The following is an 11,794-nucleotide window of genomic DNA, read 5'->3' as shown; positions in this document are numbered from 1 at the left end:
CCGCCCGACATGATCATCATGCCGTCTTTCAGAACGCCCTCGAGAGCCGACTTGGCGTCGGGATAGACCTTGTTCATGCAAATTACCTTCGAGTGAACCTTCGGCTTGCAGGCGTCGCGCCTTAGTGGCGGCGATTATTAGGCGAAATCGTCCGAAGCCGTCAATGATACGGGGTTCTCCGCTCCGCCCCTGGGTGATAGAAGCTGCCCAAGCCATGGGCGCAACCGTTCCCGCGGCCTTGAAAGCGACAAGAAAACCCATCAAGTTGCGGCACTTAACACAATAGGTCTTGGGCGTGGGGCGCGCAGGTTTCCCGGCCCGCCTTCTGGCTCCAGCGACAACTCGATCAGGACATGCCATTGACCATGGCCCAAGGAATGAAGCGCCTCGGGACGCCGATCGCGGCGCTGCTCGGCGTGGCGCTCATCGCCCTGATCGCGACCTCATGGCTCATCAACCGCGACGCGCTGCGCAAGGCGGTGGAAACGCAGATCCGCGACGTCACGGGGCTCGAGGTCAATGTCGCAGGCGCGATCGATATTTCCGTGCTGCCGGCAAGCTACATCTCCTTCCATGACGTCGGTCTGAAGGGCGGCGGGACCAGCGACCCCGCGCTCCATGTCGACGTGCTTACCGCGAACCTGCGGCTGCTGCCGCTGTTGCTGCAACGGTTCGAGATCGCCGACCTGATGCTGCTGCGGCCGCGCATCCATGTCAGCCTGAAGCCGGACGGCGAAAGCAACTGGACGCCGTTCATCCAGACCATCGCGCGCACCATGAAGCCCGGCGCCGAGAATCAAGTGTCGTTCTCCGAGATCCGGATCCAGGACGGCGTGCTCAACTACGAGGACGCCGCCACGCACGGCACCGAGAAGTTCGAGGACATCGACCTGTCGCTGGCCTGGCCTTCGATCTCGCGCTCCTTCGCCGCGACCGGACAATTCGACTGGCGCGGCGAACGGGTTGACGGCTCGATCAGCTTTTCCGATTTCGTCGCCGCCCTCTCCGGCGAGCGCTCGGGGTTGAAGGCACGGATCGCGAGCGCACCGCTCAAGCTCGCCTTCGACGGCAGCGTCGCCAACCGCACCAGCCCGATGATGGAGGGCACGCTCACCATCGACAGCCCGTCCTTGCGCAACGCGCTGCGCTGGACCGGCCAGCCGCAGCCCGCCAGCGGCGGCTTCGGCCGCTTCGCGCTGAAGGCGCGGGCCAATGTCGTCGGCGCCTCGATCGCGCTCACCAACGTCAATGTCGAGCTCGACGGCAACACCGCCGAGGGCGTGATGACCTACGCGAATAACGGCCGGCAGACGCTGCAGGCGACGCTCGCAGCCGACGCGCTCGACTTCACACCCTATATCTCGACCTTCCGCCTGCTCGCGAGCGGCGCGCGCGACTGGAACAGGCAGCTGTTCGATCTCAACGCCCTGTCGACCACCGACCTCGACATGCGCCTGTCGGCCGCCAAGCTGACGGTCGGGGCGTCCAAACTCGGCCGCACCGCGATCGGCGCGAATCTACGCAACGGCACGCTGGCGCTCTCGGTCGGCGAGGCCCAGGTCTATGGCGGCATCGCCAAGGGCTCGTTCGGCATCGCGCGCTCCGACACCGTCGCCGACATCAAGGCGCAATTCCAGTTCACCGACGTCGATCTTCAGGCCTGCGCCTCCGAGCTGTTCGGTATCAACAAGCTGTCCGGGCGCGGCAACATCAACGTTTCGCTCCTCGCGTCCGGCTCGAGCCCGTTCGGCCTCGTGCAGTCGCTCGACGGCAGCGCCACCGTGACCGGGCATGACGGCGCGATCGCGGGCTTCAATGCCGAGCAGCTCCTGAAGCGGCTTGAGCGGCGGCCGCTGTCCGGCGGCGGCAATTTCCGCAACGGCTCCACCCCTTACGACAATCTCACCATCGCGGTGAAGTTCTCCGATGGCGTGGCCACCGCCGAGGACATCCGCGTCGAGGGACCTGCGGCGAAGATCACGATGACCGGCACCGCCTCGGTGCCGGCGCGCGAATACGACATGAAGGGCGTGGCCAGCCTCAACAGTGCGTCGGGGTTCGAATTGCCCTTCGTAGTGCAGGGCCCCTGGGACGACCCCCTCGTCTTTCCCGATCCGGAAAGCCTGATCCGCCGCTCGCCGGCCTCTGCGCCCCTGCTCGACATGCTGAAAGACCGCAAGCCGGGCGACGCGGTGCGCTCCGCCATCGAGCGCATCACCGGCACCGGAAAACGTCCCGCACCGGCCGAAGCGCCGACGGCGGAGAACGCCAAGGAAGGCGCGAAGTCCAATTAAGGACGGCGATCATGCGGCACCAGCCGATCGGCGCGAATTGATCAGGGCGCATCGATGCGGCGATTGGATCGATGCGCCCATTAAGCATCTCCTCTCGCCCGACACCCCCACGACCTATGTCTGACAACAAGCCGCTAGATCGGACTACCGCCATGCGCTAGTGTTTTATACGACCGGTTAAAAACACCGGCCGTTTGAGGGAGAAAAACGTGAAATCCAAGGTTATTGGCGCAGTATCACTGGCGGTCGCTGCGGCCGGGCTGTTTGCAGCCGCTGCACCCGCATTTGCGCAGCAGAAGACGATTACGGTCTGGTGGGGCAAGGGCTTCTACCGCTCCGAAGACGACGCGCTGCTCGACACGATCAAGAAGTTCGAAGCCAAGACCGGCATCAAGGTCGAATTGTCGCAGTACGCGATCCAGGACATGATTCCGAAGACGGTGGCCGCACTCGATTCAGGCACCGTGCCCGATGTTGCCTATTCCGACACCTACGACGTGCAGGTGCAGGGCAAGTGGGCCTACGAAGGCAAGCTCGAGGACCTCTCCGAGATCATGGAGCCGATCAAGGATCGGTTCGTGCAGAACACGCTGGATGCGTCGATCCTCTACAACGACGTCACCAAGAAGAAGGCCTATTATGGCTTCCCGCTGAAGCAGCAGAGCATGCATGTCGAGATCTGGAACGACATGTTGGAGAAGGCCGGCTTCAAGCTCGCCGACATCCCGACGGACTGGGCGGGCTACTGGACGTTCTGGTGCGACAAGGTGCAGCCGGGAATCCGCAAGGCCACGGGCCAGCGCATCTATGGCGTCGGCCAGCCGATGGGCGTCGAATCCACCGACGCCTTCCAGTCGTTCTACACCTTCATGGACGCCTACCACGTCAAACTGGTCGACGACGACGGCAAGCTCACGGTCGACGATCCCAAGGTGCGCGAGAACCTGATCAGCGCGCTGAAGGACTACACCGACACCTATATCAAGGGCTGCACGCCGCCGTCCTCCACGACCTGGAAGGATCCGGACAACAACGTCGCCTTCCACAACAAGACCATCGTGATGACCCACAACTTCACGATCTCGATCGCGGCGAAGTGGTTCGAGGATTCCCAGAATCAGTCTCTGACGCAGGAGCAGCGCGACGCCGGCAAGAAGGCCTATGGCGAGGACATTATCACCGCGTCCTTCCCGAAGGCTCCGGACGGTTCGACGATCCGCTACCGCTCGGACGTCAAGACCGGGCTGGTCTTCTCCGTGGCCAAGAACAAGGCCGAGGCCAAGCAGTTCATCGCCTTCCTGCTCCAGGAAGAGAACGTCCGCCCCTATATCGAGGGTGCGCTCGGCCGCTGGTTCCCGGTGACGAAGGAAAGCCAAGAGAGCCCGTTCTGGCAGGCCGACCGGCATCGCAAGGCGGTCTACGCGCAGTTCAAGGGCGGCACCGCCCCGTTCGACTTCACCAAGAACTGGAAGTTCACCATCCTGAACAACGAGAACGTCTGGGCCAAGGCGATGAACCGCGTGGTCAGCGAGAAGGTGCCGGTGGACAAGGCGGTCGACGAGCTGATCGCCCGCATCAAGGCGGTCGCGGGCTGATCCCGGACTGCAATAAGGTATATGCTAATACCGGTCGCGGCTCTCCGCGACCGGTTGCTTTCGGTGGGTATGCGATATGGCGATCACACTTTCCGGCTCAGACACAATTCCGGCCCCTCCCCTGTCGGCGCGCCTGACCACGCAGCAGGTCTGGGGCATCTTGCTGCTTGTGCCCTATCTACTCGTCTTCCTGGCCTTCGTCCTCTATCCCGTCGGCTACGGCCTGTGGCTGGCGCGCGATCCGGCGAACTATGTCGCGCTGTACAACGACCCGATCTTTGCGCGCGCCGCGGTCAACACGCTGATCTTCCTGGTCATCGGCATCAACGTGAAGATGCTGATCGCGCTGTTCCTGTCCGGCTTCTTCGCCCAGCAGCGCCCCTGGATCAAATGGCTGTCGGTGATCTTCATCCTGCCCTGGGCGGTGCCGTCGATCCCGACCATCCTGTCGGTCCGCTTCATGCTCAATCCCGAATGGGGCATGGTCAACCATTTCATCTTCTCCCTCACCGGCGATGACGGCCCGAACTGGCTGAACGATCCGACGGTCGCGCTGACCATGGCGATCGCCGTGCATATCTGGAAGTCGCTGCCGTTCTGGACGCTGATCCTGCTGACCGGGCGGCTCGCGATCGCGCAGGACCTGTACGAGGCGTCCGAGGTCGACGGCGCCAGTCCGTGGCAGAAATTCCGCTTCATCACCTGGCCGTCGATGCAGATGCTCTACGTCACCTGCACGCTGCTCTCGATGATCTGGACGCTCGGCGACTTCAACAGCGTCTATCTGCTTACCGGCGGCGGGCCGGCCGACCTCACGCATGTGCTGTCGACGCTCGGCATCCGCTATCTCCGGCTCGACCAGCTCTCGCTCGCGATGGCCTCCATCGTCTGCGCGATACCGTTCGTGCTGCCGCTGATGTACTTCATGATGAAACGGTTGTCGCGATGAAGCTTCCCACCCTCCGCGAAGTTGGTACCGAAGCCAAGCTCCTGCTGATCGGCATCCCGGTCTTCATCTGGACCATGATTCCGATCTACCACATGTTCCTCTTCGCGATCTCGCCGAAGGAGGACGCGTTCTCGGGCAAGCTGTGGCCGGATCATCCAACGCTGCACAACTTCCACATCGTGTTCTACCAGGAGCACTATTTCCTGCGCGACTTCTGGATCCAGTTCTGGAACTCGACTGTGATCGCACTGGCCGCCGGCGCGCTGACCTTGTTCATCGCGACCGCCGCCGCATTCTCGATCTCGCGGCTTAAGGTGCCGGGCGGCCGCTGGGTGATGAATCTCGCGCTGTTCACCTACTTCATCCCGGCGGCGTTCCTCGCCGTGCCGATGTACCGCACCATGGGCAATTACGGCCTGCTCAACAATCACTGGTCGCTGATCCTGGCCATGGTGACGATCGCCTCGCCTTACGCGATCTGGGTGCTGAAGCAGGCGTCCGACAAGCTGCCGGTCGAGCTCGACGAGGCCGCCGTGATGGACGGCGCGACCACGCTGCAGCTGTTCCGCCTGGTCTATGTGCCGCTGATGATGCCCTCGCTGGTCGCGATCGGTACCTATGCCGTGCTGCTGGCCTGGAACGAATATCTCTACGCGTTCCTGCTCTTGTCCAAGGACACCGACATCACGCTACCGGTCGCGCTCGGCAACTTCCTGGCCGCCGACGACTCGCCGTGGGAGCTGTTGATGACCACCGGCTTCATCTACGCGCTGCCGCCGGCCGCGGTCTATTACGCCTTCAAGCGCTACATGGTGGGCGGGCTCACGGCGGGTGCGGTGAAGTCCTGACGAAGCAGGACGGATCGGGACGCCCCAAGCACGGCGCTTGAGCAGGCCAGCGGACAATTGCCAGTTGTCCGCGCCTGCTCTAACTTGCAGCCCGCAAAGCCAGCGGGCTCATCATGCGCAGCAACGATGCACTCCACCTCGGCCTGATGCTCGGGGCGCTCGCCGCGTCCTATCTGGTGCCGTTCGAGCTGTTGCTGCTGGCCTATGTCGTGCTCGGCCCGGCGCACTATTTCACCGAGATCTCGTGGCTGCATGATCGCAGCTACTATCTGCCTCACCGCGGGATTGCCGCTGTCCTGGCGATTGTCGCCGTGGTCGCGGCCCTGATCGACAACGCGTCCTGGTTCGGCTTCGCAATGTGGGGCGCGCTGGTCGTGTGTGCCATGCTGGCGGCCACCACCTCGGCGATTGAAAGTATGCTGCTGTTCATGGCGGCCATCGCGCTGTCCGCGATCATGTATTCGAGCGGGTCGTCCCTCGCGGTCATCGGCATCCTGATTCCGACCCTGATCCACGTCTGCCTGTTCACGCTGATCTTTATGGTGCTCGGTGCCTACCGGTCCGGCAGCCGCGTGCAAGCCGCGCTGGTGGCCGTCTACGTCGTCGCGCTCGCGACAATTCTGCTGCTGCCGCCGACCGCCGAAGTCCGGATCACGAGCTTTGCCCGCGTCGGACAGGATTACTTCGGCAATGTCGGCCCGGCCCTCGGCCGGCTGTTCGGCGTGCCAGGTCTCGTCCTCGACACCAGGCTGACCAGCCTGCTCGCGTTCGTCTACACTTATCATTATCTCAACTGGTTCATCAAAGCCGACGTGATCCGCTGGACCGCTGTGCCAAAGGCGCGCCTGGCGGCGATGGCCGGCGCCAGCGCCGTCTCGACCGCGCTGTACTTCTACGATTATGCCTTCGGCTTCACCTTCCTGCTGGCACTAAGCCTGATCCATATCCTGCTCGAATTTCCGCTCGACAGCCTCGCGCTGCGGCAGCTTGGATCCGCCGTCCACGGGGCGGTACGCGCGCGGTACGCAGAGCCCGCCGCGGCCTCCGGGACACGATCGCGTTCTACTGGCCCCAAAGCTGTGAAACGTGCATCCCGATCACACTGATTATCTCACCGCGCTCTTGCGGCGATACGCGATCAGCAGCGCGATCGTCGAACCGATGAAATAGCCGGCGGTGGCGCCTGAGATAGCGCGGCCGACGATGATGGCCAGCGCACGATCCCCCGCATCGATCGCCGAGATCACGCCGACCGCATATTGCGAGGCGAAGACAATCAGGTTGCGGACCAGACCAATTGGACTGCCCGGACGGATGATCTGCCCGGTCGCGTGATCCACGTCGAAAGGGCGCGGCGTCAATACACCTAGTGGCAGCAGCGCGAGTGCGGCCACGAACCATGCGACCAGCGGCCATGCGCTGTCCTGATGCCCGAAGCCGATCCGAGACATCCCCCAGACGATGAACACCACTGGCACGATCAGCGCACGCCAGATCGGCGTCGTGCGCGGCTGCATTGCCTGCACACCTTGCCAGATGAGATAGGCAAGCAGTGCGAAGACCCATACCGGGGTATGCACCAGGACCTGATAGGCGAACGTCATCATCGCCTCCCCTCTCAAAGCGGCGCAGCGCTCTCGCCCTGCGAACTCGACAGTTTCGAGGCGAGCGAGGCGATCACGATGACGACCGCGATCAAGGCGATCACCAGCGTGCAGATCGCGTTGATCTCGGGCTTCACCCCCAGCCGCACCTCCGAATAGATCCGGATCGGCAGCGTCGCCGAACCCGGGCCGGTGGTGAAGCTCGCGATCACGAGATCGTCCAGCGACAGCGTGAAGGCGAGCATCCAGCCGGCGACGATCGCGGGCGCGATCAGCGGCAGCGTCACGGCCACGAACGCGCGCACCGGGTCGCAGCCGAGGTCCATCGCGGCCTCTTCCAAGCTGCGGTCGAGCGAGCCGAGGCGGGACTGGACGACGACGGCGACGAAGCACATCGTCAGCGTGGTGTGCGCGATCGTCACCGTCCAGAAGCCCCGCTCGGCGTTCAGCGCCACGAACAAGAGCAGCAGCGACAGTCCGGTGATCACCTCCGGCATCACCAGCGGTGCATAGAGCATGCCGGAGAACAGGGTGCGGCCGCGAAACCGCTCGCCGCGCGACAGCGCCAATGCGGCGAGCGTGCCGAGCAGGGTCGCAATGGTCGCCGACGAAACCGCGACGCGCAGGCTCATCCAGGCCGCCTCGATCATGGCGCGGTCATTGAAGAACTCGTGATACCAGCGCAGCGACCAGCCGCCCCACACCGTCACCAGCCGCGAGGCGTTGAAGGAATAGATCACGAGGATCAGGATCGGCAGGTAGAGGAAGGCCAGGCCCAGCGCGAGCGAGGCGACGTTGAAGCGTGACAGGCGGGAGACCTTGCGCATCGCCTCACCGCCCCTGTTTCAGCTGCCGCTTCTGCAGCCGCTCATACAGCAGCAGCGGGACCAGCAGCACCACCAACAGCACGATGGCCGCGGCCGAGGCGACCGGCCAGTCCTTGTTGGTGAAGAATTCGAGCCACAGGGTCTGGCCGATCATCAGGGAATTGGAGCCGGCCAGGAGATCCGGAATGACGAACTCGCCGACGATGGGGATGAAGCACAGCAGCACGCCGGCGCCGACGCCGGGCAGCGACAGCGGGAAGGTGACGAGCCAGAACACCTGCCAGCGCGGCGCGCCGAGATCGGAGGCGGCCTCCTCCAGCACCGGCTCCATTTTGGCCAGCGTGGCGTAGAGCGGCAGGATCATGAACGGCAGGTAGGAATAGACGATGCCGATATACATCGCGCTGTCGGTGGAGAGCCATACCACGGGTTGGCTGACCAGACGCAGCGCCAGCAGGATCTGGTTGAGCAGGCCGTCGTGCTGGAGGATGTTGATCCAGGCATAGATGCGGATCAGGAACGAGGTCCAGAACGGCACGATCACGAGTACCATCGCCACGGCTTGCCAGCGCGCCGGCAGCCGGGCCATGCCGTAGGCGATGGGATAACCGATCAGGAGCAACAGCGCCGTCGCGGTGACCGCGACGGTGAGGCTACGCACATAGGCGAACACGTAGATGTCGTCGGAGACGAGCAGCCTGAAATTGTCGATCGACAACGCGGCAAAGGCGGCCTTCAGCGCCCCCCATCCCGCCATCAGATCGAACACCGGCTCGTAAGGCGGCTGCGCGATCGCCGTCTGCGACAGGCTGATCTTCAGCACGAAGCCGAACGGCACCAGGAAGAAAAGCACCATCCAGACATAGGGCGCGATCGCGGCAAGGCGAGCCGGTCGCGCAAAAATGCGGCGCGCGCTCATGAGGGCAGCACCATGCAGTCGTCAGGCGTGAACCAGGCGACGACCGGCTGGTTCAGGCTGTAGGCGTCGACGTCAAGGCGCGCGCTATTGGCGACTGCAGCCTTCACAATCCCGCCGGCGTCAAGCTTCACCTTATAGGTGGTGGTGCCACCGAGATAGCAGATGTCGGCGATCACGCCGTCCAGCTGGTTGATCGCCGTTTCATGACCGGCTTCCCTCACCGGCCCACGGCGCGACAGCTTGACCTTCTCGGGGCGGATCGCAACGGATAATCTGACCTCACCGAACGGCTCGCGCGGCTCCGCCACCGCCAGCGTACCCGCATCGCGCGTGCCTATGACCAGACGATGGCCGTCGCGCAATTTGGACTCGGCGTCGAACAGGTTGATGTCGCCGACAAACTCCGCGATCCAGCGCGAGCGTGGCGCCTCGTAGAGTTCACGGGGACTCGCGACCTGCGCCAGCTTGCCGTCCCTCATCACGCCGATCCGGCTCGCCATCGTCATCGCCTCTTCCTGATCGTGGGTGACGATGATGAAGGTCATTCCGAGCCGGCGCTGCAGCTCCATCAGCTCGCCTTGGGTGTTTTCGCGCAGCTTCTTGTCCAGCGCTGCGAGCGGCTCATCGAGCAGCAGCAATTGCGGCCGTCGCGCCAGTGCGCGCGCCAACGCCACGCGTTGGCGCTGGCCCCCGGAGAGCTGGTCGGGCTTACGCTTCTCGAGCCCATCGAGCTTCACCAGCGCGACCATCTCCGCCACACGCATGGCGATGTCTGCGCGCGCCATGCCGGCGCGCTTCAGGCCGAAGGCGATGTTGTCGCGCACCGACAGGTGCGGAAACAGCGCGTAGTTCTGGAACATCATGTTGATCGGCCGCTCATGCGGCAGCGCCTGCGCGATGTCCTTGCCGCCGAGCAGGATGCGCCCTTGATCCGGCGCTTCGAAACCGGCGAGCATGCGCAGAAGCGTGGTCTTGCCGCAGCCGCTGGGCCCGAGCAGTGCAAAGAACTCGCCGGCCTTGATGTCGAGCGACACGCCGTCGACGGCCCGGAAGGTCCCGAACGTCTTGGCGACGCCCTCGATGCGCAGCAGCGGCTCGCCGGCCGCGAACTGCGTCTCTCCGACCGCATCCGCAGCAGCGTCTGTTCTGGGCAACTCGTCAGTCATGGTCCCTGCCAACCCCAATCCCGCCGCACGCTAGCGGCCGATCGTCCCTCACTCAACCGGTTAGACGCGGTTCGTTCACATCCCATTCGCCATGAACGCTGCCAGCGCATCGCATTCCTGCGCTGACATCGTCAGGCCGAGCTTGGAGCGGCGCCACAGGATGTCCTCGGGAAAACGCGCCCATTCGTGGGTCATGAGATAACGCACCTCGGCCCCGGTCAGTTCGGGACCAAAGGCGGGGCCGAGATCGTCCCGGGTCTTCGCCTCGGCAAGCACGGCCGATAGCCGCGAGCCATAGGCCGCGACGAGGCGCTGGGCCTGTGTCTCCGAGAGAAAGCGCCAGCGGTCACGCGCAAAATCGACCTCGGTGTCGAAACGGTCCCAGGCAAAATCTCCGCCCGGTAGCGCCGCGCCTGCGGTCCAGGGCGGCGACATCGGATAGAACGGCGTCAACTTCGTCACCGCACGCTCCGCCCGCAGGCGCGAGGTGGTGACGTCACCGCCGAACATCGTGATCAGCGGCGCCTTGCGCCGCCGCGCGTCGAACAGCGTCGTGCCATCACGTCCGCGCGCGGATGCCAGCGTCAGGTTGACGCCGGAGACCGCGCGCACTACGTCGGTCGGGGCGACACGCTCGCGGAAATAGCGACCGGCCGCTTCGCAGAGATAGCCGATGTCGGCCCCCGGCATCGCGACGATCGCGGGATCGCCGGTGAAATCGTGCGTGACTGTGCCGATCAGCGTGAAGTCGCGCTCGAAAGGGCTCACGAAGATCAGCCGGCCATCGCTGTTCTGGAAGACGTAGACGTTATCGGAATCGAACAGCCGCGGGACGACGATCTGGCTCATCTGCATCGCCGCCATGGCGGGTTGCGGCTGCCGCAGCACGGTCTCCGCGACCATCGACGTCCAGCCGCCGGTGGCGTTGGCCAGTGCCCGGGCCGCGATCGTGCGGCGATGGCCGCGGTCGACGACCGCGAGCCGCCAAGTGTCGGTTCGATCGGCACGCACGCAGCGCGCTCCAGTCCGAATCACGGCGCCGCGCTCGGTCGCATCCAGTGCCGTGAGCACCACCAATCGGGAATCGTCGACGACGCAGTCCGAATATTCGAAGGCCGTGCCGAACGGTCGTTTCAGCGCGTTGTCGACCGGATGATGCGTGATGTCGAGGGTCGCCGTTGCAGGCAGGCCGCTCCGGCTGGTGAGGCTGTCGTAGAGCAGCAGGCCGACGCGCAGCAGCCATGGTGGGCGCTCCTCGGAATGCGCCGGGATCACGAAACGCATCGGCCGAACCAGATGCGGCGCGATCCGGATCCAGGTCCGGCGCTCGGCCAATGCCCGGCGCACCCGTCGGAAGCCGCGCCGTTCCAGGACCGAGAGATCGCCGTGGATCAGCCGTGGTGTTGCCGAGGACGCCGCGCCGCCCAGATCGCCCTGCTCCAACAGGATGACCCGCAGGCCGCGGCCGGCGGCATCGCGCGCGAGGCTGACACCGTTCAGGCCGCCGCCGATGATCGCAAGATCGTAATCCGCCATGAAGCCGTCGAATGGGAGCGAAAGAAACGCCCACCATCACTAGAGCCATTTCCGTT

General features: G+C 64.4%; 10 protein-coding genes and 1 pseudogene. 5 read left to right on the top strand and 6 right to left on the bottom strand.

The genetic code is table 11. From position 1 onward, the window contains the following. Positions 1-77, bottom strand: a pseudogene (locus AC0L3S_RS21435) (succinyl-CoA--3-ketoacid-CoA transferase); the annotation flags it as partial. 288 nt (positions 78-365) lie between these two features. Between AC0L3S_RS21435 and AC0L3S_RS21430 the strand changes: the two are divergent. From AC0L3S_RS21430 to AC0L3S_RS21410, 5 genes are all read left to right on the top strand, one after another. Continuing rightward, complete coding sequence (locus AC0L3S_RS21430; RefSeq protein WP_473264889.1) at positions 366-2,294, top strand: AsmA family protein; 1,929 nt, start codon at positions 366-368, stop codon at positions 2,292-2,294. A 209-nt stretch (positions 2,295-2,503) separates the two neighbouring features. Beyond that, complete coding sequence (locus AC0L3S_RS21425; protein ID WP_473264860.1) at positions 2,504-3,889, top strand: ABC transporter substrate-binding protein; 1,386 nt, start codon at positions 2,504-2,506, stop codon at positions 3,887-3,889. A 76-nt stretch (positions 3,890-3,965) separates the two neighbouring features. After that, the gene (locus tag AC0L3S_RS21420; protein ID WP_473264861.1) at positions 3,966-4,838 is read left to right on the top strand and encodes a carbohydrate ABC transporter permease; all 873 of its coding nucleotides are present in this window, start codon (positions 3,966-3,968) and stop codon (positions 4,836-4,838) included. Continuing rightward, on the top strand, positions 4,835-5,686 hold the full coding sequence (locus AC0L3S_RS21415) for a carbohydrate ABC transporter permease (RefSeq protein ID WP_106942006.1): 852 nt from the start codon (positions 4,835-4,837) through the stop codon (positions 5,684-5,686). The genes AC0L3S_RS21420 and AC0L3S_RS21415 overlap by 4 nt, the downstream gene beginning before the upstream one ends. A 113-nt stretch (positions 5,687-5,799) precedes the next feature. After that, on the top strand, positions 5,800-6,792 hold the full coding sequence (locus AC0L3S_RS21410; protein ID WP_473281126.1) for a hypothetical protein: 993 nt from the start codon (positions 5,800-5,802) through the stop codon (positions 6,790-6,792). Here the strand turns inward: AC0L3S_RS21410 and AC0L3S_RS21405 are convergent, their stop codons facing one another. From AC0L3S_RS21405 to AC0L3S_RS21385, 5 genes are all read right to left on the bottom strand, one after another. Continuing rightward, a complete protein-coding gene (locus AC0L3S_RS21405; RefSeq protein WP_473281124.1) occupies positions 6,793-7,290 on the bottom strand; it encodes a DUF6622 family protein in 498 nt (165 codons plus the stop codon). A 14-nt stretch (positions 7,291-7,304) separates the two neighbouring features. Beyond that, positions 7,305-8,117: an ABC transporter permease subunit gene (locus AC0L3S_RS21400; RefSeq protein ID WP_473281122.1), complete on the bottom strand. Its 813-nt coding sequence runs from the start codon at positions 8,115-8,117 to the stop codon at positions 7,305-7,307. 4 nt (positions 8,118-8,121) lie between these two features. Next, positions 8,122-9,036, bottom strand: a complete 915-nt coding sequence (locus AC0L3S_RS21395; RefSeq protein WP_473281120.1) for an ABC transporter permease — start codon at positions 9,034-9,036, stop codon at positions 8,122-8,124. After that, entirely contained in the window at positions 9,033-10,202 is a 1,170-nt protein-coding gene (locus AC0L3S_RS21390) for an ABC transporter ATP-binding protein (RefSeq protein WP_473281118.1), read from the bottom strand. Before AC0L3S_RS21390 ends, AC0L3S_RS21395 begins: the two co-directional genes overlap by 4 nt. 75 nt (positions 10,203-10,277) lie before the next feature. Further along, positions 10,278-11,738, bottom strand: a complete 1,461-nt coding sequence (locus AC0L3S_RS21385; RefSeq protein ID WP_473281116.1) for a glycerol-3-phosphate dehydrogenase — start codon at positions 11,736-11,738, stop codon at positions 10,278-10,280. Between the last annotated feature and the right edge of the window lie 56 nt (positions 11,739-11,794).

It is taken from the genome of Bradyrhizobium sp. Ken01 (assembly GCF_055807355.1).
The sequence above is the reverse complement of the archived record's forward strand: the minus strand, read 5'-3'. Positions and strand labels throughout refer to the sequence as shown.